19 protein-coding genes are annotated in these 22,755 nt (G+C 48.7%); 5 read left to right on the top strand and 14 right to left on the bottom strand.

The window, feature by feature from the left end; all coding sequences use genetic code 11:
- Nucleotides 1–19: 19 nt before the first annotated feature.
- The 4 genes from gabD to E6P06_RS21995 all read right to left on the bottom strand — a co-directional run bounded on the left by gabD (nt 20) and on the right by E6P06_RS21995 (nt 4,408).
- A complete protein-coding gene (gabD, locus tag E6P06_RS22010) occupies nt 20–1,468 on the bottom strand; it encodes an NADP-dependent succinate-semialdehyde dehydrogenase (protein WP_139935727.1) in 1,449 nt (482 codons plus the stop codon).
- Between the two features lie 23 nt (nt 1,469–1,491).
- The gene (gene lhgO, locus E6P06_RS22005) at nt 1,492–2,760 is read right to left on the bottom strand and encodes an L-2-hydroxyglutarate oxidase (protein ID WP_003839703.1); all 1,269 of its coding nucleotides are present in this window, start codon (nt 2,758–2,760) and stop codon (nt 1,492–1,494) included.
- Between the two features lie 19 nt (nt 2,761–2,779).
- Complete coding sequence (gene glaH, locus E6P06_RS22000) at nt 2,780–3,757, bottom strand: glutarate dioxygenase GlaH (protein WP_003839704.1); 978 nt, start codon at nt 3,755–3,757, stop codon at nt 2,780–2,782.
- A 306-nt stretch (nt 3,758–4,063) separates the two neighbouring features.
- A complete protein-coding gene (locus E6P06_RS21995; RefSeq protein WP_168199054.1) occupies nt 4,064–4,408 on the bottom strand; it encodes a PapB/FocB family fimbrial expression transcriptional regulator in 345 nt (114 codons plus the stop codon).
- A gap of 654 nt (nt 4,409–5,062) precedes the next feature.
- On the opposite strand from E6P06_RS21995, the gene E6P06_RS21990 reads away from it, so the two are divergent.
- Complete coding sequence (locus E6P06_RS21990; protein WP_139935725.1) at nt 5,063–5,737, top strand: hypothetical protein; 675 nt, start codon at nt 5,063–5,065, stop codon at nt 5,735–5,737.
- A gap of 124 nt (nt 5,738–5,861) precedes the next feature.
- On the opposite strand, the gene E6P06_RS21985 is transcribed toward E6P06_RS21990, so the two are convergent.
- Both E6P06_RS21985 and E6P06_RS21980 read right to left on the bottom strand, forming a co-directional pair.
- Nucleotides 5,862–6,437: a hypothetical protein gene (locus tag E6P06_RS21985; protein WP_071891779.1), complete on the bottom strand. Its 576-nt coding sequence runs from the start codon at nt 6,435–6,437 to the stop codon at nt 5,862–5,864.
- Between the two features lie 19 nt (nt 6,438–6,456).
- A complete protein-coding gene (locus E6P06_RS21980; protein WP_229235785.1) occupies nt 6,457–6,684 on the bottom strand; it encodes an adhesin biosynthesis transcription regulatory family protein in 228 nt (75 codons plus the stop codon).
- Nucleotides 6,685–7,503: 819 nt separating this feature from the next.
- Here E6P06_RS21980 and E6P06_RS21975 point away from each other — a divergent pair.
- Nucleotides 7,504–8,874 (top strand): sensor domain-containing diguanylate cyclase, encoded by a 1,371-nt coding sequence (locus tag E6P06_RS21975; protein WP_139935724.1) that lies wholly within the window; start codon nt 7,504–7,506, stop codon nt 8,872–8,874.
- 56 nt (nt 8,875–8,930) lie between these two features.
- Here E6P06_RS21975 and E6P06_RS21970 read toward each other — a convergent pair whose 3' ends face one another.
- Genes E6P06_RS21970 through E6P06_RS21960 form a run of 3 tightly spaced genes read right to left on the bottom strand, consistent with a single transcriptional unit; the run spans nt 8,931 to nt 11,882 of the window.
- Nucleotides 8,931–10,445: a tripartite tricarboxylate transporter permease gene (locus tag E6P06_RS21970; protein ID WP_139935723.1), complete on the bottom strand. Its 1,515-nt coding sequence runs from the start codon at nt 10,443–10,445 to the stop codon at nt 8,931–8,933.
- A gap of 10 nt (nt 10,446–10,455) precedes the next feature.
- Nucleotides 10,456–10,890, bottom strand: coding sequence for a tripartite tricarboxylate transporter TctB family protein (locus tag E6P06_RS21965; RefSeq protein ID WP_008321484.1), 435 nt, complete (start codon nt 10,888–10,890; stop codon nt 10,456–10,458).
- A 14-nt stretch (nt 10,891–10,904) separates the two neighbouring features.
- The gene (locus E6P06_RS21960; RefSeq protein ID WP_139935722.1) at nt 10,905–11,882 is read right to left on the bottom strand and encodes a tripartite tricarboxylate transporter substrate binding protein; all 978 of its coding nucleotides are present in this window, start codon (nt 11,880–11,882) and stop codon (nt 10,905–10,907) included.
- Nucleotides 11,883–12,035: 153 nt separating this feature from the next.
- Between E6P06_RS21960 and tctD the strand changes: the two genes are divergently transcribed.
- Together tctD and E6P06_RS21950 are read left to right on the top strand one after the other, a co-directional pair.
- Entirely contained in the window at nt 12,036–12,710 is a 675-nt protein-coding gene (tctD, locus tag E6P06_RS21955) for a transcriptional regulator TctD (RefSeq protein ID WP_048217221.1), read from the top strand.
- Nucleotides 12,697–14,148, top strand: a complete 1,452-nt coding sequence (locus E6P06_RS21950) for a sensor histidine kinase (RefSeq protein ID WP_032949875.1) — start codon at nt 12,697–12,699, stop codon at nt 14,146–14,148. The genes tctD and E6P06_RS21950 overlap by 14 nt, the downstream gene beginning before the upstream one ends.
- Here the strand turns inward: E6P06_RS21950 and E6P06_RS21945 are convergent.
- Genes E6P06_RS21945 through E6P06_RS21930 form a run of 4 tightly spaced genes read right to left on the bottom strand, consistent with a single transcriptional unit; the run spans nt 14,141 to nt 19,119 of the window.
- Nucleotides 14,141–15,223 (bottom strand): fimbrial protein, encoded by a 1,083-nt coding sequence (locus E6P06_RS21945; RefSeq protein ID WP_139935721.1) that lies wholly within the window; start codon nt 15,221–15,223, stop codon nt 14,141–14,143. The two genes, E6P06_RS21950 and E6P06_RS21945, sit on opposite strands and share 8 nt — an antisense overlap.
- A 10-nt stretch (nt 15,224–15,233) precedes the next feature.
- Nucleotides 15,234–17,792 (bottom strand): fimbria/pilus outer membrane usher protein, encoded by a 2,559-nt coding sequence (locus tag E6P06_RS21940; RefSeq protein WP_094543323.1) that lies wholly within the window; start codon nt 17,790–17,792, stop codon nt 15,234–15,236.
- 13 nt (nt 17,793–17,805) lie between these two features.
- Nucleotides 17,806–18,477 (bottom strand): molecular chaperone, encoded by a 672-nt coding sequence (locus tag E6P06_RS21935; RefSeq protein ID WP_139935720.1) that lies wholly within the window; start codon nt 18,475–18,477, stop codon nt 17,806–17,808.
- Nucleotides 18,478–18,531: 54 nt separating this feature from the next.
- Nucleotides 18,532–19,119, bottom strand: a complete 588-nt coding sequence (locus E6P06_RS21930; RefSeq protein ID WP_003839725.1) for a fimbrial protein — start codon at nt 19,117–19,119, stop codon at nt 18,532–18,534.
- A 1,041-nt stretch (nt 19,120–20,160) separates the two neighbouring features.
- On the opposite strand from E6P06_RS21930, the gene E6P06_RS21925 reads away from it, so the two are divergent.
- Nucleotides 20,161–21,549 carry an undecaprenyl-phosphate glucose phosphotransferase gene (locus tag E6P06_RS21925; protein WP_139935719.1) on the top strand — a complete coding sequence of 463 codons (1,389 nt, stop codon included), beginning with the start codon at nt 20,161–20,163 and terminating at the stop codon, nt 21,547–21,549.
- A gap of 3 nt (nt 21,550–21,552) precedes the next feature.
- Here the strand turns inward: E6P06_RS21925 and E6P06_RS21920 are convergent.
- A protein-coding gene (locus E6P06_RS21920; protein WP_088821966.1) for an IS3-like element ISAs22 family transposase occupies nt 21,553–22,640 on the bottom strand; the annotation gives its coding sequence in 2 pieces (ribosomal slippage) (nt 21,553–22,388 and nt 22,388–22,640; 1,089 coding nt in all).
- Nucleotides 22,641–22,755 lie beyond the last annotated feature (115 nt).

Raw genomic sequence — 22,755 nt, 5'->3', positions numbered from 1 at the left:
TTCTCCAGTATTTATTTTATTAAAGGCCGATGCACATATATTTGATTTCTAAGTAGTCTTCGATGCCGTATTTTGATCCTTCACGGCCAAGACCGGAGGCTTTGATTCCCCCAAACGGGGCGACTTCGTTGGAGATAATGCCGGTGTTAATCCCGACGATGCCGTACTCCAGCGCTTCGCCAACGCGGAAGACGCAGCTTAAATCACGGGCGTAGAAATAGGCGGCCAGACCAAACTCGGTGTCGTTAGCCTGAGCGATGACGTCGGCTTCGTCTTTAAAACGAAACAGCGGAGCCAGCGGTCCGAACGTCTCTTCTTTGGCGACCTTCGCGTTGTCAGGCACATCCACCAGAATGGTGGGCTGGAAGAAGTTACCGCCGAGCGTATGAGGTTTACCGCCCGCGATAATGCGCGCGCCTTTATCCAGAGCATCGGCGATGTGTTCCTGCACTTTGGCAACCGCTTTCTCGTCGATCAGCGGTCCGGTGGTGACCTCTGGTTGCAGACCATCGCCGAGATGCAGTTTGCTCACTGCATGCTGGAGTTTTTCGGCAAAACGCTCATACACACCGTCCTGTACGTACAGGCGGTTGGCGCAGACGCAGGTTTGCCCGGCGTTACGGAACTTCGAGGCCAGCGCACCTTCCACGGCTTTATCAAGATCGGCATCGTCAAAGACGATAAACGGCGCATTGCCGCCCAGTTCCAGCGATACCTTTTTGATGTCTTTGGCGCACTGCTGCATTAACTGACGGCCAATTTCGGTTGAGCCGGTAAATGACAGTTTGCGCACCAGCGGGTTGCCGGTCAGCTCGTTACCGACCGCGCTCGCAGAACCGGTCACCACGCTGAAAACGCCAGCCGGGATCCCGGCGCGATTAGCCAGTTCTGCCAGTGCCAGTGCGGAGTAGGGGGTCTGGCTGGCGGGTTTAAGCACCATCGTACAGCCTGCCGCCAGCGCGGGACCGGCTTTACGGGTGATCATCGCTGAGGGAAAGTTCCACGGCGTAATCGCGGCGGTAACGCCGATCGGCTGCTTGATGACGATCAGACGCTTATCGGCCTGATGGCCAGGGATCGTATCGCCATAGATGCGTTTACCCTCTTCGGCAAACCACTCAATAAATGAGGCGGCATAGGTGATTTCGCCTTTGGCCTCCGCCAGCGGTTTACCCTGTTCCAGGGTCATCAGGCGGGCGAGATCGTCCTGATGCTCAATCATCAGGTTGAACCAGCGGCGCAGGATATTGGCTCGCTCTTTGGCAGTCAGCGCACGCCAGGCCGGCAGAGCGCGGTTTGCGGCGTTAATCGCTTCGCGGGTTTCATCTGCCCCCATTTTAGGTACGCTACCCAATTGCTGACCGTTGGCGGGATTGGTCACCGCGATGGTCTCGCCGCTGTTAGCGTCACGCCAGTTGCCGTCGATCAGTGCCTGCTGGCGAAATAAGGTTGGATCGTTAAGTTGCATGATTGCTTCCTGTCTTAATCGGTTTAACGGGTAAATGCGGCGTGTAATGTCTCCACGCTACGTGCCGCACGCAGCGTGCGTCCGGGATTACTCTGGTTCTCCAGCAGCGCATGAACTTTGCTGACAATATGTGCACCGATAGGGATTGCCGATGTTGCCGCCGGAGAAGGCGCGTTACAGGTGTGAATTGAGCGTGGCGTGGTGACAAACAGAAAATCGTCGATAAGCTTGCCATCAGGTGATACCGCCTGTGCCCGCACGCCCGCAGGCCACGGTTGCAGATCCTTAAGCGTCAGGCTCGGACAGTACTTTTGTACCAGCCGCAGATAACCGCTTTTGCACAGCGAATTCTTCATTTCGCCAAGCCCTGAGCGCAGGTTGTTTTGCAGCACGCGGCGAATACCAGAAGAGCCGAGGATCTCCAGCGTATCGCTGAGCGAGAAGTCACGCTTACGGTAGCCTTCACGTTTAAATGCCAGCACCGCGTTGGGGCCGACCGTGACGCTGCCGTCAATCATCCGGGTCAGATGAACACCGAGAAACGGCATTGCCGGGTCGGGGATGGGGTAGATCAGATGGTTAACTATCTGATTATGTTCTGGCGCCAGGCGGAAATATTCGCCACGGAACGGGCAGATGATAAAGCCAGGTTCAACGCCGAGCATTTTCACCAGTCGGTCCGCCATCAGGCCAGAACAACTAATCAGCGTCGCGCCTTCATATTCCTGACCCTGACGGGTATGGACAATCACGCCCGTAGCGTGCTCTTTCAGCGCGCTGACCTCGGCGTTGTAAATAATCTCACCGCCTTTGGCCTGGAAAATATTCGCCATCGCGGCGGTGACTTCACGGTAGCTGACGATCCCGCTCGACGGAACAAAAATGCCGCCCAGACCGGTGATATTCGGTTCACGCTCGCGAAGCTCCTGCGCATTCAGCCATTCGCGCTCCAAACCGTTAGCGGCGGTGCGATCCCATAGCGCGCGCATGCGCTCCATTTCCAGAGGGGAGGTGGCAACCAGCATTTTTCCGCAGACGTCGTAGCGGATGCCGTTTTGGTCGCAAAAGGCTTTTGTGGCGCGATTTCCGGCCAGGCAAAACTGCGCCTTCAGGCTGCCGGGAGTGTAATAGACCCCGGCATGAATGACGCCGCTGTTGTGGCCCGTCTGGTGACAGGCCGGGCCGGACTCTTTTTCCAACAGCGCGATTCTGGCGTCCGGATAGACATCAATCAGCTGCATGGCGGTCGACATGCCGATAATGCCGCCGCCAATAATCACAAAATCATACATCCGCTTTTTTCCTTCGCGCTTACTGATGAGTCTGGTAGTGGTTTGTCGCGTAAGCGAAATAACCACGTTGGCGCATCAGTTCGCGGCGCAGGTCAGGATGCGAGGTGAAACGATCGCGACCGTGTAGCCAGAACAGGTTGTTGATCAGCAGGAATTTACCCACTGAAACCGGTACGGAAATAATACTTTTGCTGGTTTCCAGCGCGTCGGACAGGTCGCTCAGCCAGACGCCTTCTTCATAGTCTTTTGGCTGGACGAACTGGTCGATGTAGCGCATCACCGGACGACCCTGCTGGTCAACGTCAAATACCGGATGGAACACTTCCTGGCTCACGTTTTTGCTTGGCGGCGCGGCAAAGCGCATGGGGCGACGCGCCAGCGGATGGGTAAAGTACTGATCCAGATGCTCCCAGTCGTCGAGATGTAGCAGCAGCGAGTTGCCGCCAGTCATGTTCTGCTCGTCAATCTTCATCATCAGCACGTAATCGGTGATTTCTTCGAGATAGGTTCCGTCGTTGTGCAATTCCATCACTCGGTGAGGCTGGCGCAGATAGCTGTCTGAGTTATCGACGTTTTTCACCACAAAACGTGCGTAATATTGACCGCTCATCGCATCAAAATTCGAGCGTCCGATTAGATGCGCTACCGCCGTCGCCAGCTTGACCATCTCTTCTGCCTGCGCCACATCATCCACACCAACGGCATTGATCAGCAGTGCGCCTTCGGCACGATCGAGCAACGTTTTCAGCAGCAGAGGCTGCAACTGATTGCCGCACAGGTCGTCGAGGATCTTGCCCACTTTGAAGCGCAAGAAGGATTTGTATTCCAGCGCCTGCACCGGCCACTGCGCGACGGCCTGCAGAAATTGCTCAGTGGTTTCAGCGGAAAAAGTCAGCTCCAGCAGGCGTGGGGACTGGGCTGATGGTTTCAGCGTGAAACCGCTGTAGTGCTGGGCTGGATCTTCAGCGTTCGGTTTTACGGCAGTCAGTGCGTTCATCAAATCGTTCCTCTCAGTAGATTGTCAGGGAGATATGGCGCAGCTCGTTTCGTAGCCATAAATTAAAAATATCTACATTTTTGAAAAACGCGCACAGAATGAGCTTGTTTGTTTATTATTTGTGATCAAAAGCAACAATTATTTAACATTGTAAACGGTGTGGATATCACGGGGTGAGGCGGGAAGGCGAGCTATCAGGCGTCATACCAGCAGAGTTTTTGTCTATCTAACTTTTTGGATATTAATGAATTTTTTGAGTGGTGCCACGTGTTCCACGTGGCCAATTAGTCTTTTTCTTCTTCAGATTTATGGCGACTGCTTTGATTGCTCAGTTGCTCTATTGGCAGAGACCGAATACGACTGTGAATACTCGGCGTAGAAAGGGTAGATGGTAATAATATCGTCGCTAATACTCTGTAACTGACGCAGTTTAACTGAGAAGTAACTTAATGAAGTTTTATTCGCGTTGCAGGCATCTTTGCGTTTCTTCCCGACGACCAGGAAATCTTTTAGTGCTGCAATATTATTCCTGCTGTTGATGCGAGCGATTTTAATTAAAACATTGAAATGTTCTTCGCTGAGGCTTCCATTTGACAAAGAACGATAGCTACGTGGACGGCAGTGTGACTGAGAAGGATGGCGCTGTGACATAAAAGGATCCATGGCTTTGGTTTCAAAAGTTCATTTTTTGCCATAGAAAAATATAAAATTTAATAATTTGTAATAACTCTAATTTAATCTAAAATCCGTAAAAATCAATAATCTAATTTTATATAAATTTATATAAAAAATGATATATATAACGAGTTCATTATTGTGAAGCATGAGCGAATGATTAAGCGTTTATCGATCCTGGACGGCGATGTATAGAGTAGGTTTTCAAGTGTTTTTATGAAATTTTGCGGTGGTGATTATTTTCCTTTGGTTGATGAAACATATTGTTACATTTTAACTTGAGTTATGGATTATTCTTTGTTTAGCGATATATTTTATTAAATTTATATAACTTTTATTTGTAATAACGATACGTGCATTTTTATATCACAATTTTTTAACTGTTTTATTAACAATTTACTGTATATTTGTTAGGCTGAATAACAAAAAAAATAGCCACTTTTTTTCCATGTTTACACTTGGTCTTATTTTACTATCATAATACAAAGTTAAATATGGCTGGGATAGATGGATGATTAAATGAAGTATACTTTATCAGCAAAGATATTCATTAGTGCTCTGGCTGTAAGCACAGTTTTTATCGCATGCTTGCTTTCCTGGATTGTCACTTTGTAAATGTTGGGTGAAAAAATGAGCTCTAATGAAGAAATTGATTTATTAGATTTTATAAAGTATGCCTTTAATAAATATCTACTAATATCATTTATCGTGTTTTTCTGTATTGTAATAGGTGGCGTGTTTTGTTACATCAATAACGATAAGGTGACGTTAACACTTGATATTACACCGAAAGTTTACTCACCATTTTTTTACACTTCATGCAACGATGATGTTGAATGCCGTAATGAAATATTCAAAACATTATTGGTGTCCAGAGTTGATAGTCGCTTTAGTGTCAATGAAAATAAAAAAAGTAATACCCTGAATCTGAAAGCCTTGGTTTCCAGGAATGAAGCAAATGAAATTGAGAACTCACTGCTCTCTCTTAACGCCGCACTCAATGCATGGTATGCAGATGATGTCGACAACGTATTGCAGGAGTTAAATGCGCGGCACGCTGATAATAAATCAACAGAGACCCTATCGCGTGCCTATCTAATCACAGTGGCAACGAAACGTTATTTGGATAAGGGCGATATTGTTATTATATCAGAGCCGGTAGTGGTGGCTCGATACAATACTACTATGGTTCTTTTATTGTCAGAGCTTGTAGGACTTATTTTTTCTTTGTTATTGGTGATGTTAAGCTACCATAACCGTCAAGAAGAAAATAAATGTATAAATTGTCAGTTTAATATTAAGTAAACTGCTCCACTTAACGTAATTACGCCCCTGATGATTTGCATCGATAAGGGGCGTTAAAATATTCATTAACGTATAGAGGAGAGGAACTTAAAATGGAGTAGAATGATTTTCTCAAGTATCTACATTAAAAGCTAGCTATGACATTTTTGAATTCATGAAGATGATTCAATTTTAAATAGTTTAGACCTGCTTTCCTGTGCGCATACAATGTTGGTGGTGTACGTCCAGTCTTTTCTGCAATCTCTTTTATCTCAACACCTATAAATGAGAGCCATAATGCTTCCCATTGATATTTTGTAAGCCCCAATATGCCGTTAGCACAGTGAGGATGACGGGAGCGAAGATAAGTACTTCTTTCAATGGAATCTTTTAAATCCGCAATCGGCGTTCTGATGTCATAGGCCCTCAGTCCGGTCATATCGACAAAACGTCTTTCATTCGCATTTTTTTGATCATATAACACAATGCCTTTCCAGCCGTAGTTGTTGGAAATCTTACGCGTCATATCGAGCATTTTGATACGTTGTTTAAGGGTACTACCCGTGGTTACTAGCAACATGATGCCGATGCTTGCTGATGGATAGCAAAACGCAGGCGAAAGGTCTGATTCATTTATCCATGTGAAATCCACCAGGTTCTGGATGGCTAACTTCAGATAGCTATTAGCCGATACGCACACGATCTTAATATTATTACTCATTTTATATGAATTAGGTAAGTTAATTAATATTTGCACAATACCAAGGGTACATCTGTACGACGGAGCGACTAATGCGTTGCAATTGCCTGAGTTTAATTGACAGACAACTCTGTGAGATGCCGCTGATAAGACAAGCTTCATTTCGTTTTAATCCATTAACTAAATGAAGTTCGAGTGCGTATATAATCTTTTCACTATATATACTGGATATATCAATAAGCAAATGGAAATGGGTTTTATCTACCATTCCTGGTGTTAGGGTCCCTGGCGCTGGAATAGAAGAGTAATGTTCTGCAAAGCCATCCTTAATGTTCATTTCTTCCTCATGGCGCAAAATGATAACTATTGGCTTGAATGGTTCATTGATGAACTCTTCTTTAATAATAGCTTTAACATTGATTTAGTAAATAGCTCACAGTTTTATATTTGGCATTTTTTCGGGTTGATTTAATTCAGGAGTTACAAAAAATCCAATAAAATCAATTGTGAAGATGTTTTTTTGTTAATTATAACATTATGTGTTTTGATGAATTTGGCGATAATGCTCCTGGTATTTATTAAATAATGATAAAGGTTTAATCAATATAATAGAAAATTGATGTTTATTAAATGTTAAATTTATTAAAAATAATATAATTTGAATAAAGATCTAATAATTACCATGTGGACTAAAATGTGCATCGATCTAACATAAGAAATGTGCAATGCATTGCCAGACAACCGACTGGTGCAAATTAACTCTTTTGTGTGATGAAAGCATAAGTACTTCTAGTAACTGGATGTGTAAGCCATACGAGTATAACTTTTTAAAAATCTCTAAGGCACCTACGTTAATTTTTTTAGGAGGATTACTTGCTATTATGAAAATTATAATTTTTTTTGTGTGTGGTAACAATATCGACACAAAATAGTGAATTTTATGTCAATAATAAATTTTATACATCTGGCTGATGAGTAATTTAATTTTCTTAGAAAACATGCAGTTGTATTATGACTAATAAACTTTATTTGCAAGGGAAAGATAAATAATATAAAAATGCCAGAAATATTCATCACCTGGGTAAGTATGAACAAAAAAACGTATAGATTTAGTAATGGGTGGATTATTGGTTTTTATGTTATATTGATCGTCTTGTATTTGGGCGTGGGGTTATGTCTTTCGCAATTTAAAATAAGTGTAAAAAACGTCCCGCAAACAACATACTTAATCGTCATTGTGGGACTGTTGTTTCTCTATACAATAATGTTTTTGTTTATGCTGTTTCAATATCTATGTCGAAAAGAGTTATCCTATATCTTTATTCTGGGTATAGCATTTATTAGCTGTGATATCTATTTTATTGAAACGATCTATATTGTGCAGGCGCTGATTAATGATAGTGTTTCAATCGAACAGAGAAGCAATGACATTGCTATCTTTTACTACTTTCGGCAATTGAGTTTTATCATTACGCTGTGTATCGGCATTAAAGCGTATAGAAACGATACGATTGTCATTGAGGATAATCAAAAGAAGCCGATACTGGAGATGATAACGGTCATCGTTGTGGTCGCAATAGGTATTCTTGCTCATAATTTATCAAGTTATAATCCCGATGTCGTGATAGATATCACCTGTTTAAAAGACGATCTGGTGACGTTGCATTGGGAATTAAGATACATTTATTCGTTAATTGCAGGTTGGGCCATAGCTTTAGTCTACCTTACGTTGAAAACCCGATTGAACAATGCGTTGTGGGTCAGTATCGCTCTGATGTGCTGCTCGGCGATATTAACCAATTTATTACTTATCACTCTTGATGAGTACAGTATGTATATCTGGTACGTCAGTCGCGGACTTGAAATAATAAGCGCATTATGCGTAATCTCAATTTTAATGTTTAATACTTTCCTGCTACTAAAAAGAGAAACGGAATCCTCTATGAGAGATGCACTAACCAAAATTTATAATCGTAAGCTGTTCTATAAAACACTTAACTCTGCCATGCTACGTGGAAATGTTTGTGTGTTGATGCTTGATATTGATAAATTTAAGAGGATTAACGACACTTATGGACATCAGGAGGGAGATAAGGTGATCGTCTCCATCGTTTATATCATTAATAAATCGATTCGTGACTCCGATGTATTTGCTCGGGTGGGGGGAGAGGAGTTTGGTATTTTATTGAAATGCAATGATAAACAGGAGGCTATGGTGGTGGCTGAGCGGATTCGACAAAATGTAGAAAAACTCACGTTACCGCCAAATGTATTTGGTATTAAAGAACAGATGACAATAAGCATCGGGGTTTATTTTAGTTCTCCGAAAGATGAATCGGGTGATAAAGTCGTTTCCTATGCTGATGCTGCACTTTACGCCGCAAAAAATGCAGGCAGAAATAAAGTGATGTATTACTGCGGTTCCCACGAGCTAACGTGTCCGTGCGTACAGCCATAACCAGCAGTATGTTAGCCGGCCAACAACGCCATCGCGTAGTTGGCCGGCAATATTGACTAACCTGCATCTACCTGCGGTTTGCTGTTGCGTTTACGGAACATGCGCAGCACTGGCGGGACCACGATAACCAGTACCGCCATCACCAGCAGCACTTTCGCCACGCCGCTGGCCCACAGAATATCCATACTCCCGTTACTGATAGACAACGCCCGGCGCAGGTTCTGCTCCAGCATTTCCCCGAGAACGAAGCCCAGAATCAATGGCGACATTGGGAAGTGCATTTTACGCAAAATGTAGCCCAGCACGCCGAGGGCGACCATCAACACCAAATCGAAGGTAGTGCTGTGGACAGCGTACACACCTACCGCGGAGACTGCCGCAATAGCGGGTACCAAAAACCACAGCGGAATGGTCAGCATGCGGGTAAACAGACCGATCAGTGGAATGTTCATCACCAGCAGCATTACGTTAGCGATCAGCAGCGCCGCAATCAGCCCCCAGACGATATCCGGCTGTTCAGTGAACATCGCCGGCCCCGGGGTGATGTTGTACAGCGTCAGCGCGCCCATCATCACCGCCGTGGTACCGGAGCCCGGCACGCCGAGCGTCAGCATCGGGATGAAAGAGCCGCAGGCCGAGGCGTTGTTGGCGGCTTCTGGTGCTGCTACGCCACGAATATCCCCCTTGCCAAAGCTGTCGCTGTTGCCGCTGAGCTTTTTCTCGGTCATGTAGGTGATGGCACTGGCAATGGTGGCGCCAGCGCCAGGCAGAACGCCGACGAAAAAGCCAATCACTGATGAACGCAGGGTGGCCCCTACGCACTGTGCGCCTTCTTTGGCGTTGAACAACATGCGGCCCGTTTTACGCACCAGCGTCTGGCCACTGCTGGTATGTTCCAGCATTAACAGTATTTCAGAGACAGAGAACAGCCCAATCACCACTACGATAAACTGCACACCGTCGGAGAGATGGACACTGTCAAAAGTAAAGCGATAAACCCCGGTGTTGGCGTCTACGCCGACGGTCGCAAGTCCGAGACCGATAAGCGCTGCCAGAAATGATTTCAGCGGATTTTGCGCCATCATGCTGCCAAGACAGGCAATGGCGAAAACCATTAAGGCAAAGTATTCTGCCGGACCGAAGGCCAGCGACCATTGGGCTAACGCCGGGGCAAACAGAATGATGCCGCCGATGGCGATAAGCGAACCAAAGAAAGAGCTGACCGCCGAAATAGAGAGCGCCACGCCGCCGCGTCCTTGCTGCGCCATCGGGTAACCATCCAGCGCGGTCATAATCGCCGCCGCATCGCCGGGAACATTCAGCAGGATGGAGGAGATGCGCCCGCCATATTCACAGCCAATGTAAACCGTAGCCAGCAGGATCAGCGCGGATTCTGCGGGCAGATGCAAAGCAAAGGCCAGCGGCAGCAGGATCGCCACGCCGTTGATTGGCCCAAGGCCAGGCAGCAAACCCACAATGGTGCCTACAAAACAGCCTATCAAGGCGATGACCAGGTTTTCCGGCGTCATTGCCACCGCGAAACCCTGAGAAAGATAAATCCAGGTATCCATCGTTTCTCCGTTAGCCCAGCCAGGCGCCGAGTGGTAAGGTGACGTCAAGCAGTCGGTCAAAGGCATACCACAGCAGAATGCCGAGCACCGCGCCGGAAATACCCGCAGCCGGGATGGTTGCGCCGAACAGCATGCCAATCACCACGGTGAGAATGGCGGTGGCGATGGGAAAACCGAGCCACTCAAAACCCCAGGCGTACATCAACAGAACAATTACCATCGTCAGCAGCTTTTGCAGCACGTGGCGACGGGGCCAACTGATGGTATCCGGATGGCGCAACAGCAGCGCCACGGCGCATACCAACATCAGACTGATAATGCCCAGCGGGAAGGGACGCGGCCCTACGGGTTCATAGCTGTATTCGCTGCTGATTTGCCAGGCCACGAACAGCCCGGCTATGCAGAGCAACAGCCAGATACCTGCAAAAATACGATCGCTCATCATCTTTGCCTCTGCGTTTACTTCGCCAGACCGAAGGCTTTCGCCTGCTCACGATAATCCGTAACCTGTTTTTTCACGTAGTCGTCGAGCTGTTTGCCGCTCATGTTGAACTCAAACAGACCGCGCAGATCGCGTTGTTTTTTAAACTCATCGGTCTGCTGGAGTTTGTTAAAGGCATCAACCCACCACTGATACTCGGCGTCGCTGACTTTTGGCCCAACGTAGAAGCCACGAATGATAGGCCACACGAGGTCATAACCCTGCTCTTTGGCGGTTGGCACGTTGGCTAACTGGCCCGGTAGGCGTTGATCGGAGAACACCGCGAGCACGCGGATTTTGTCGCCGCTGAGGTAGGGCACCATTTCACTGAGATCGCCGGAAACTACCTGCACGTGATTTCCCATCAGCGCGGTAACCGGTTCGCCACCGCCCTCAAAAGCCACATAGCGCATCTTGTGCGGATCGACATTGGCTTTTTGCGCCAGTAGCGCCGACTTCATCCAGTCCTGGCTACCGATAGAAGCTCCTGCGCCAATGACCACGCTGTTAGGGTCTTTCTCCATTGCCGTAAGCAGATCTTTCAGCGTCTTCCATGGCGCATCCTGACGTACGGCAATCATGCCGTAGTCGGTGCCGACACTTGCCAGCCAGCGGACATCATCCACACCGTAGCGACCAAACTTACCCTGTGACAGGTTCAGCAGGGAGCCGCCGGAGAAGGCCACCACGGTTCCCGCTTCAGCCGGGCGTTGAGCGACGATCGCGTTATAGGCCACGGCCCCAACGCCGCCAGGCATATAGGTCACGCGCATCGGTTTTTCGATAGCGCCGGTTTCCATCATGCTCACCTGAATCAACTTACAGGTGAGATCGAAACCGCCGCCGGGCTTAGCAGGGGCGATACATTCAGTGCGCGATGGCGCTTGTTCGGCCAGTAAAGAGGTACTCATCAGTAAAATGCTTGCAGTAAGGGTACGAAGTAACTGTTTTTTCATTGTTTATCCTCACGCCGGAAAACCGGATTTTCGGGTACGGAAGAAGATTTTTGTGATTATGTGAGCCGATGTGTAGCAGTTCGGTTGCGTGATTGTTAAAACATTAACCTTTCAATTCCCTTTCAATGCGGCAGAAACTTTACAGGATGTGATATGCGTCTCTTATTAGCGGAAGATAACCGTGAGTTAGCTCACTGGCTGGAGAAAGCGCTGGTGCAAAACGGTTTTGCCGTTGACTGCGTTTTTGATGGCCTGGCGGCCGATCACCTTTTACATAGTGAAACGTACGCGCTGGCGGTGCTGGATATCAATATGCCGGGGCTGGACGGCCTCGAAGTCGTTCAGCGCCTGCGTAAACGCGGACAGACGCTTCCCATTCTGCTGCTTACGGCGCGCAGCGCGGTGGCCGATCGGGTGAAAGGGTTGAACGTCGGAGCCGATGACTATCTGGCAAAACCGTTTGAGATCGAGGAGTTGGATGCTCGGTTGCGAGCCTTGCTGCGTCGCAGTGCGGGACAGGTGCAAGGCATACAGCAACTGGGGGAGCTGGCGTTTCACGATGAAGGATATTTTCTGTTGCAGGGGCAGCCGTTGGCACTCACGCCGCGCGAACAGGCGCTGTTGACGGTGCTGATGTACCGTCGGTTGCGACCGGTTTCACGCCAGCAGTTGTTTGAGCAGGTCTTCAGCCTGAGTGATGAGGTCAGTCCTGAAAGCATTGAGCTGTATATCCATCGTTTGCGCAAAAAGCTACAGGGAAGTGATGTGCGCATCGCCACGTTGCGTGGTCTGGGCTATGTGCTGGAGCGTAGCGATGAAGTGGGTTAAACCCCAATCGTTATACCTGCAACTGCTGATGTTTTTGGGCCTGCCGCTAATGTTGCTGTGGGGCCTGTCAGCATTTAACAGCTATGTCAGTGCGCTACAGGCGGCGACCCAGGCGTATGACCGCACGCTGCTTTCATCCGCCAGGACCGTCTCCGAGCGGCTGGTGGTGCGCAATAAACAGTTAGAAGTGAATGTGCCATGGGTGGTGCTGGACAGCTTTGAATTGAATATGAACGACCGACTGTATTACAAAGTGGTTGATCCGGCGGGGAAGGTTATCTCTGGTTATGACGATTTACCGGCGATGCCGCCTGCTACCTCGCGCACGCGGCTTTATCCGGCGCTGGCATGGTTTTATCACACTGAATATCGCGGTGAGGCAATCCGTGTGGCGCGTCTGCTGCAGCCTGTCAACGAAGGTGGCATTGTTGGCATGGCGGAGATTTATGTTGCCGAAACGCTGCAATCGCGGCGTTATCTGGCGCGACAGCTGTTGTTTTCCTCGTGGGTCTCGCAAGGGCTGCTGGTACTACTGACTCTGGTGCTGGTTGGCTGGCTGCTGCGCCGGGTGCTACGCCCGATGCGCCAGCTGTCATCGCTGATGGTGCGTCGTGAGCCGGGGCTACTGACGCCGCTGCCGGAGTTGCTGCCGTGGTCGGAAACCCGTCTGCTGATTGTTGCATTCAACCGTTATCTGGATCGACTTCGCGGTCTGATCTCTCGCCAGGAGCGCTTCAGCGCGGATGCTTCCCATCAGCTTAAAACGCCGTTGGCAGTGCTGAAAACTCAGGCGGCGGTGGCTCTCGCCAGTCAGCAGCCGCAGCAGTGGTACGAGAGTCTGCAAGCCATGAGTACCACGCTGGATAACACCATTCAACTGACAGAGAGGCTGTTGCAGTTGTCTGCGGTGAAGCGCAAAGAGCAAGGGGAAAGGCATTTCTCGCCGGTTAATCTGTATGAGGTGGTGCAAACCAGCTGTTTTACCCGACTGGCGCAAGCGCGTAGTAAAGGGATCGATCTGGGCTATGAAGGGGATCAGGACGCGGTATGGGTTGAGGGAGATGAAGTGCTGCTCGGCGAACTGTGTGGGAATCTGCTGGATAACGCACTGAAATACACGCCGACGCAGGGGATGGTGACCGCCCGGCTGCAAAGAGAAGGAGAGGCCGTGGTGCTGGTAGTCGAAGATAGCGGGCCTGGCATTGATGAACAAATGGTGCATCAGGCGCTGCTCCCGTTTCATCGTCTGGATAACGTCGGCAATATTCCTGGGGCAGGAATCGGTCTGGCGCTGGTCAACGACATTGCTCGCCTGCATCGTACGCACCCACAGCTATCCCGGAGTGAAGCATTAGGCGGGTTAAGCGTACGGATGCGGTTTTTATGTCTGGAGCGAGAAGGGCAGGACGATCGGTGTCGTCCTGCGCCCGTTATTTAAAGGTCACTGTCGCATTGACCGGGATACTAAATGCGCCTGGTTGAGGAGGGTTCTTCAGCCAGAACAGGGTCGCCATGAACTCTTTGCGCCGACTGTCGCTCTGGTTGTTAAACGCGCCGCTGGTAAAATCGATGCGGTTGCCGCTGATAATATCCCCGGCGCTGGGCCGTGCAGCATCCTGAAGCGTAACGCCGATATCCGGCGTACCCTGACCGGTAAAAACCGTGCCGCTGTTGTGCGTGGTGCCGGTAAAGGTTATCGCGTAATTGATGCCGCGACATTCATGCTTCCCGGCAGCTTCTGCAGCGATAACGGCAAACTGTTTGCTGTGGCTGTTATCCTTGCCCGCTTTGGCTTCGGTAATGCTGATCCTGCCAAACTCGACGGTATCCGTTCCCTTATCAGAGGCGATCAAGACGATCGGTTCGCAGTTGATATAACTGATGTTATTCAGGCCGGTCAGCGCGGGGCCAAAGTTTTTTGCCGGATTGCTGGCGGAACAATGCGTACTGCAAGAGTTAATGCTGCCAATACCGTCGACGACGAAAACTTTGTTGATGGTGCGACCCGCCAGTGCGGGCAAAGGATCCGGGAGCTTTCCGGTGGCGACCAGACTGAGGTTAAAGGTGAAAGAGAAAGTTTGCGGAAGTGCCAGGCAGGCACTGGTATTTCTGTGGCTGTTACTATTGCAGTAGCCGTTTGAACCTGTTCGGGGCAGCGTTGCCTGATATTGCGTGGTGACGGCCTGCGCGCTCTGATCGTAAGAACGACCATCGATGCTCACCACCAGTTTCATATTGGTTCCCTGCAAAAAATGCGCAAACTCATGGTCGGGATCGATGTAGATTCTGGCCGCTTCGCCCTGGGGCATATGGTCCGTGTCGCTGCAGGTGACGCTAACGGTTTGTGAATTGGACACCCAGACGGTGTCTCCGGCGGCGGTGCTGCGGCTAATTTTAATCGGATCAACGTGTACAGAGACGCTGTTTGCTGTACAGGTAATCGCATAGCTTGTACTACTGAAGATCGGCAAACAAAACAGCACCACGAGTTTAACTATTTTTAACGGATTCATTGATTGCACCTTACGAACCGACGCACTGGGCAGTAATTTGTGTATATCCGATTTTCTTCACCGGCTGGTGATGGTTATCCGGCATTTGAATAAAGCAGTGTTCATTGGTATGTGAGCCCCAGCGCACTTCCAGGCGCGAATTATCTTCCACGCCGCTGGCATACAGAGCGCCATGCAAACCGACCAGGCCGTGATTGCGGCCTTTGGCATCCCGAACGATCGCACCAACCGGCGGGGCTATGTTGCCGGGTATGACTGCATTCACCAGATAGTTGCGCCCGCTGAAAGTTTCAAACACGACTTTGCCGATGGCTTTCTCTGTCGGGACAATTTTTTTCTGTGCCTGGGGAATATCCAGACCGGCGCCAATATCGGCGGTATTCAGACTCACCACGTTGTAATGCCAGGCATCTGCCGCAGTCAGGACCGCATAGCCGTTACCGTCTATCGCCACGCCGTTTTGTTGCTGGATATGGACGCCGTCGGCATTTTGAGCCTCGACCAACACCATGGTGTCACCCGGAGAGTGCATAAGCGTAACGCCGCCTGCGTGCAGCATCGCCCCGCCGCTGATGCCCATATTCATATTCTGGTAGTTGCGCCCGGCGCTATAGCCTCCCTGAACGTTCATCTTGTCGCCTTGCCAGGCGGCGTTAACGCCGGCAGCGGAATCCTGTCGATCGGTGGTACTGCCTTGAACGCCCCAGCTCAGACGATCGTCAAATGCGGTGTTGCTGTAGCTGGTGGAGTAGCTGTCGCCATTCTGCTGGCTATGCATCACGTTGGCAGAGACAAAGCCGTGGCTGTCCATGAAATCAAATGGGATGGATAACGTCAGGTTGATACTGCGGTCCTGGTAGTCGTACTGGTTGCGGGTGTCCTGCACGTATACGCTCCAGTTGATTTTCCCCAGCGTATCGTTGTAACCCAGCTGTATCGTGCGGTCGTGACTCCCGTTGTGCCAGTAGTTTTGCTGGCTGGCGCTGACGTAAAGCGAGGCGTTATCCCACAAACGCTGATTAACAGAAACCTCAAAACGTTGGCGGCGATTATTGTAGTTACTGGTGTAGTAATGCTTTTTGTTGTGCTGCTCGCCAGGGTAACGCAACTGCTGATTGGGGTCGTCATAGGCGATGTCGTAATAACCCGAGGACCAGCTGTTATGCTCGTTAATGGTGTCGCTAAAGCTGTAATAGCCGGATGTATTGTAGCGGTAGCCAACCAGACGAAAATCCGTGCCGTACTGGTTCAGCGATTTAGAATACAGGAAACGGTAACTTTGTCCCGTGGACGCTTCTCCGCTGGCAAGCTGTGCTCGGGCGGTGGTGATATCAAAGGAGATCGCGCCGAACTGATGCAGATCCTGAGCTACCCCGGTGGCAATCGCGTTGTAACTTTCCGCCGCCAGTAAACCGCCGTACAGCGTGGTTCCAGAGCTGAGGCCATAGCTCAACGTTCCCTGGACAAAACGGGGCCGCCAGCCGCCACTGTAACCGTCACGGTATTCCCCGGCCGTAAACTGAAAACGGCTGTTACCTGCGCGCAGCATGTTCGGTACCGCCGAATAAGGCACGCTGAAATTGCGACGGCTGCCATCGGCTTCAATAACGCTAACATCCAGATCGCCACTCTGGTTGCTGGGGTTAATATCGTCGATGTCAAACGCGCCCGGCGCGACGTTTTTACTGTAGATCAGGTAGCCATTTTGCCGGATTTCGATTGTGGCATTGCTGTTGGCGACGCCGCGAACGACCGGGGCAAAATCGCGTTGGCTATCAGGCAACATATTTTCATCGCTGGTGAGCTGCGCCCCGGTAAACTGGATGCTGTCGAACACATTGTCATCCGTGTAGGTTTGCCCGATGCGCAAGCGGCTACGTAGCGCAACAATATTGCGCTCCACCCACGTAGAAACCGCCTGCCACTGGCGGCCTGAACCGCTGGCGTAGCTGAACGTGGACTGGTTACGGAAATGCCATCCCGCCAGGTTGATGCCGTTGGCAAAACTGGCAAAGACGGAGTCATGATCCTGACCCTGTTCGACCAGGCGGGTGGTATTGGCGTTGTAGCCGACAAAAGCGGCATTAATCCCATCGTCATAGGCAGACTCCGGGACTGCATCGTGTGCGGTCGAGAGCAGAAAAGCTTCCGGCACTGAAATATCAATACGCTGGTAGTTTGCATCTGCCGTCAGGCGGCTGTTTGCTATCAGCGCTGTGAGCTCAATGCAGGTATCGCTGCGGTCATCCGGGATTTTAATCCCGTATCTGCGCAGATCGTCAGCGCTTAGGCAGGGTTGTGGCTTGCCTTCTGGCTGACGTCTTTTGAAGGCAACATTGCGCGTCTCAACGAAGCTATGATCAATATAAATATCGTATTCAAACGTCCCTTCGCTAAGCCCATCATTACGGGCGATTTGCACCACGGAGGTGATATTTTGCGCACCATGCACAAAGCGGGTATTAAACTGTGGCGCACCGCTGGCGTAAGCAGGCATACACAGGACCAACGTTGACAGCGTAAAGACCCTTTCCTTAAACCGTTGCGGTTGCTTATTTTTTATCATCATTGCAACCCCTGGCTTAATAACACGATATCGGGACGTTATTGACCGCGTTAGTACCGCCGTAATCATCTACCCAGTTAAAGTCGATGTGGCTAACTTTTTGCTGCGACAGCGTAAACGAGCGTTCGCCATGAGGATTCACCATATCGGCATCAACGTTTTGGCCGTTAATATGCAATTGCGTCAGAGAAATATGTAACGGTGTCGGATTAACGGCACGCAGAGTATTTCCGTGACATTGCCACTGTAATTTCTCGACCGCTTCAGGTAGCGTCATATTCAACCCCGCAGGGCGATAAAAGAGTTTGATGCGAATTCGTTGCGCCAGTTGTAAGGTATTTTCCTCGTTTTCAATGGTGGGGATTTCCTGCACGTTAATCCACAATACCGATTCAACATCCAGGGGAAGCCCGTTGCCCTGGTAAATCGCCCGTAGCACGGCGGATTTATGGCCGTCGAGTTTCAGGATCGGCGGGGTAATTATCATTGGCAGATTGGCCGGCGTCTCATCCGGATTACCCTTATCCAGCCATGTCTGTACCATATATGGCTTGTCTGTATTATTGTTGACGTCAAACATCGCTGCTTTATCGTTCTCATTATAAATAACGCGTGTTTGACCCAAATTAATCGCGCTGTGTGCGGTGCTAACCACGCACAGCAACAGATAAAAGAAGACTTTATTCATCAGGTGCACTTTCCAGATTCAGGGAACAGTGCCATCCATAGCAATCAACGTCCGTTATTTATAAATGACGGTGTAATTCATATCCGCAGTAATTGTGCCTGCCGCAGGCAGCGTTGCGCCTATTTGCTGATATTTGGCGACCAAATCAATATGTGCATCGCCGTTTTGGTTCGGTGTCAATGACACTTCATTCTGACTAGCGGAGAAATCGAGGGCTTTACCTGAGTTACCTTTATTGTCCACTTCAATGCCGACATCGGTGGCTGCTCCTGTTGTACGAGTTGCTTCCAACAATGTGGTATTACTGCCAGGATTTTTACCGGTAAAGACCACCACATAGCTGTGTGCTCCCGTTGCGCCACTACAGCCGGTAAATTGCAACGTAAACTGAGTATCGCCGGTGGTAGAGCCCGCGCCGCCAAATAACTGGTTGGTGACTTGCGGTAATACGACGTTTGTATTTGTTGGATTGGCGGTGTTCACCACGCAGGTGCTGGCAACAATTTCACCGGTAAAATGGACCGTCGCGGTGGCTTTAGAACCTGCTCCCGCGGTGGTGGCGTAATTAGTACTTCCTGCCGCGCCAACATTAGCCGCAAACAAAGCAACCAGCGCGGTGCAGGTGAGTGTAATTTTCTTCATCATAACTCCGTTAAATTTATTATTTACCCAGAAGAGTACTTGTCAGAGGCGCAGATTCAGCCGGAGTACATCAATGTCAAAAAAATGATGCAGGACTTCATTTGAAAGAAACGATTAACGTTTGTAAATTGCTCAACAAGTAATCCACTGCGGATATTATTTATTTGCGAAAAATAAGTAAACATAATTTTTTATGTGTGATGAAAGGGTGTTTCAGTAATCTTTTCAGGTTTTTTAACACGGTGTATACATGATTATAAATAACGTATGGGATTATCGTTGTGGTACATTTAACAAAATATCAATGTTGTCATTTATTCTTTTTTGGTGTTTTGAATGAGCGGGTTGATCTGTGTTGAAATTGCTGTTGTTAGATGTATAAATTCGCAGAATGTTGATATTAGCGAGATGTGATATTCATTTTGGGGTTGATCAGTTACAGTGTGTTTTTTATACCTGTAAAGTCATGTTGGTCATCTCCAGTCATCGGAGTTGCTACAATTATTTAAACTAAATTTTTTGTGCTGAATTTGATTGTTCTTCATTTTTGTACATCAGAATGACGATAATTCTAAGATCCAATCAGTAAGCATTACGCTTACAGTAAGCTTGCTAATCATTTTCTTGTTAATATATTCCCGTGTTATTTTTCTAAAGGATATTATATACGCTTATATATGCTACGGATTTCTCGTTGTGGGAAGGCGGCAAGTGAGAGGCTCCCGATGAGCCTACCCCAGTAAGTGACCCGGGTATTCATCATACAATTGCACTTGCTATTAGTTCATGAATTGTTATCTGTCAATGCGATTTTTGTTGCAGGTAATTATATTTTCTAATGTGGAAAATAAATCGAGCTTGATTTTAATAGTCAATAAAATCATATTGATGCTGATATCTTGTGAGGTGTTTGTCACAACTTACCATCTTTCTTTTTACATTTGCTGACAATCTACCCTTGTGTTTTTTAAGCTTGTGATATAATTAACATCATGAAATAAGAAAAAAACAATTAAAGATCAATCGATAATAGGTTGAGATATGCTTAAAAATTCGCTAAAGATTAGCAGTCAAGGATATCCGGTCTTTTTAAAACTGGTCGATTTCATTGTTATCAATGTGGTGTTAATTTTTAGCGCCCATCTGCTGGGTTTGGTGCCCTTTAACACCATTGCGATTTTGAGTCTTCTCTTCTCGATCTTTTTCTTACTGTTTGCTGAATACATTAAAATGTACCAGCAAAAGATTAAGACGATCGGTTTGCGTAATCAAAAACGCTTGGTTTTTTGTACGCTGCTGGCGATTTTTTTTAACGAACTGGTCAGTATGACGGTGGCTGAGCCTGAATCACTCGGCTACTTAGACAGACTGCCTTCACCGTTTTATTCAGCCATTATTTACTGGTACTTCATTCCATTACCTTTTCTATACTATATCCGCTTTTTTCTTTTCAAATACACCGCCAGAAAAAATATTCGCGTTGCTGTGATTGGGCTTACTGAGAACGGTCTGGCGGCGGAAAACGCATTGACCACTGAATATGCCAATATCAAATTAGACCTGGCATTTTATGATGAACGCAGTCCATCCCGTTGCGGCGATGTGGTGGAGAAAATAAAAAGTCCCTTTCGCGGCTCGGTGAGCAATTTAGTTGAGGAAGCCAGGCAGGGAAATATAGACGAAATCTACATCGCTTTACCGATGGTTGCTTTACACCGAATTCGTCATTTTTTAGCGATGATGTCTGACACCACCGTAGATACCTATATTGTCCCTGACTTTTATACCTATAGTAACAACATGTCCAAGTTACGCTCCATCCACAACCTGCAAACTATCGGTATCTTCAGTTCACCGTTTGAAGGGGCGGGGTCGTTTATTAAGCGGGCGGAAGATCTGGTTCTTGGCAGCATCATTATGGTGATGATTTCCTCGCTGATGCTGGCTATTGCCATTGGTATCAAACTCACGTCCCGCGGGCCGGTGTTTTTCAAACAGGACCGCTATGGTCTTAGCGGGCAAAAAATTAAGGTCTGGAAGTTTCGTTCTATGCGCGTCATGGAGAATTCCGATACGGTTATTCAGGCCACGAAAAACGATCCGCGGGTAACCAAATTCGGGAGCTTTTTACGCCGCACTTCGCTGGATGAACTTCCGCAATTTATTAACGTTTTGCAGGGAAGTATGTCGATTGTCGGTCCCAGACCTCATGCGGTAACGCATAATGAGCAGTACCGCAAACAGGTCGAAAATTACATGATCCGCCATAAAGTGAAGCCTGGGATCACTGGGCTTGCACAGATCAACGGTTTCCGCGGGGAAATCGATGCGCTTTATAAGATGGAAAAACGGGTTCAGTACGATATTGAGTACATTCAAAACTGGTCGTTATGGGGTAATCCCCCCATTTTTTGGAGCACTCAAAAGTAGAGGTCATGCGGCCTGTGCCAAGCGCTGTTTCGGCGTGTAGCCGCCCAGCGCCATATTGGGCCGCTCATGGTTATAAACCCACAGCCAGTTCGTGGCAAATTCCTGTAACTCATTCAGTGACTCAAACAGGTAATGGCCCAACCAGTCGTAACGCACAGTGCGGTTAAATCGCTCTATGTAGGCATTCTGCTGCGGGTTGCCTGGCTGGATATACCTCAGCGCAATCCTCTTCTGCTGCGCCCATTGCTTGAGCTCTTCGCTGATGTATTCCGGACCATTATCACAGCGGATAGCGGCTGGTTTGCCCCGCCACTCGATGACCTGCTCCAGCACCCGTTTGACTCGCGAGGCAGGCAAGGAAAAATCCACCTCGATGCACAGTGCTTCGCGATTGAAGTCATCGATCACATTAAACAACCGCACCGAACGACCATCGCTGAGCTGGTCATGCATAAAGTCCATCGACCAACAGTGATTCGGTTGGTCAGGGACTGCCAACGGCTCCGGCTTGGCCCGCACTAGCCGCTTCTTGGGTTTTATCCGCAGATTGAGCTCTAGCGCCCGATAGATCCGGTAGACCCGCTTGTGGTTCCAGCCAAAGCCTTTGACGTTACGCAGGTACAGGAAGCACAGTCCGAAACCCCAGTTGCGCTGGTTGGCGGTGAGGCGCAGCAGCCAGTCGGCAATCTCCTGGTTTTCATCAGCCAGCACGGGCTGATAACGGTAGCAACCCTCGCTCACCTTGAACACCTGGCAAGCCAGACGGATAGAAATGGCGTAATGAGCCACAGCCTTGGTCGCCATCTCCCTGCGGGCAGATGGCGTCACCACTTTTTTGCCATCGCCTCGGAGATGATCTCAGCCTTTAGGCGCTCCTCGGCATACATCTTCTTAAGGCGACGATTTTCCTCTTCCAGCTCTTTGAGGCGCGCCATGAGAGAGGCATCCATGCCACCGAATTTGGAGCGCCACTTGTAGAAGGTGGCGGAGCTGATGCCATGCTCACGGCAGAGCTCAGGGACGGGTGAACCAGACTCGGCCTGCTTGAGGATGGCGATGATCTGTGCATCGCTAAAGCGTGATGTTTTCATGTAGAACCTCCTGCGTTCAAGATACGAGAAAATTCTACTTATGAGCACCTCAGTTTTTCGGGGGGATTACCATGGCTGGATATAAAAATCATCATTAAAACTATTTTCAAAGGAT

The organism is Citrobacter sp. CF971 (assembly GCF_006385635.1).
In the GTDB taxonomy this organism is placed as follows: Bacteria; Pseudomonadota; Gammaproteobacteria; order Enterobacterales; family Enterobacteriaceae; genus Citrobacter; species Citrobacter freundii.
The sequence above is the reverse complement of the archived record's forward strand: the minus strand, read 5'-3'. Positions and strand labels throughout refer to the sequence as shown.

What these genes read in the sequence shown, in the direction of transcription:
- E6P06_RS21940 (WP_094543323.1), bottom strand. Translation starts at nt 17,792, where the DNA reads ATGATGATAAAAAATAAGCAACCGCAACGGTTTAAGGAAAGGGTCTTT.
- E6P06_RS21970 (WP_139935723.1), bottom strand. Translation starts at nt 10,445, where the DNA reads ATGGATACCTGGATTTATCTTTCTCAGGGTTTCGCGGTGGCAATGACG.
- E6P06_RS21945 (WP_139935721.1), bottom strand. Translation starts at nt 15,223, where the DNA reads ATGAATCCGTTAAAAATAGTTAAACTCGTGGTGCTGTTTTGTTTGCCG.
- E6P06_RS21985 (WP_071891779.1), bottom strand. Translation starts at nt 6,437, where the DNA reads ATGAGTAATAATATTAAGATCGTGTGCGTATCGGCTAATAGCTATCTG.
- E6P06_RS21960 (WP_139935722.1), bottom strand. Translation starts at nt 11,882, where the DNA reads ATGAAAAAACAGTTACTTCGTACCCTTACTGCAAGCATTTTACTGATG.
- glaH (WP_003839704.1), bottom strand. Translation starts at nt 3,757, where the DNA reads ATGAACGCACTGACTGCCGTAAAACCGAACGCTGAAGATCCAGCCCAG.
- E6P06_RS21925 (WP_139935719.1), top strand. Translation starts at nt 20,161, where the DNA reads ATGCTTAAAAATTCGCTAAAGATTAGCAGTCAAGGATATCCGGTCTTT.
- E6P06_RS21930 (WP_003839725.1), bottom strand. Translation starts at nt 19,119, where the DNA reads ATGAAGAAAATTACACTCACCTGCACCGCGCTGGTTGCTTTGTTTGCG.
- tctD (WP_048217221.1), top strand. Translation starts at nt 12,036, where the DNA reads ATGCGTCTCTTATTAGCGGAAGATAACCGTGAGTTAGCTCACTGGCTG.
- E6P06_RS21995 (WP_168199054.1), bottom strand. Translation starts at nt 4,408, where the DNA reads ATGTCACAGCGCCATCCTTCTCAGTCACACTGCCGTCCACGTAGCTAT.
- E6P06_RS21965 (WP_008321484.1), bottom strand. Translation starts at nt 10,890, where the DNA reads ATGATGAGCGATCGTATTTTTGCAGGTATCTGGCTGTTGCTCTGCATA.
- E6P06_RS21935 (WP_139935720.1), bottom strand. Translation starts at nt 18,477, where the DNA reads ATGAATAAAGTCTTCTTTTATCTGTTGCTGTGCGTGGTTAGCACCGCA.
- E6P06_RS21975 (WP_139935724.1), top strand. Translation starts at nt 7,504, where the DNA reads ATGAACAAAAAAACGTATAGATTTAGTAATGGGTGGATTATTGGTTTT.
- lhgO (WP_003839703.1), bottom strand. Translation starts at nt 2,760, where the DNA reads ATGTATGATTTTGTGATTATTGGCGGCGGCATTATCGGCATGTCGACC.
- E6P06_RS21990 (WP_139935725.1), top strand. Translation starts at nt 5,063, where the DNA reads ATGAGCTCTAATGAAGAAATTGATTTATTAGATTTTATAAAGTATGCC.
- E6P06_RS21980 (WP_229235785.1), bottom strand. Translation starts at nt 6,684, where the DNA reads ATGGTAGATAAAACCCATTTCCATTTGCTTATTGATATATCCAGTATA.
- E6P06_RS21950 (WP_032949875.1), top strand. Translation starts at nt 12,697, where the DNA reads ATGAAGTGGGTTAAACCCCAATCGTTATACCTGCAACTGCTGATGTTT.
- gabD (WP_139935727.1), bottom strand. Translation starts at nt 1,468, where the DNA reads ATGCAACTTAACGATCCAACCTTATTTCGCCAGCAGGCACTGATCGAC.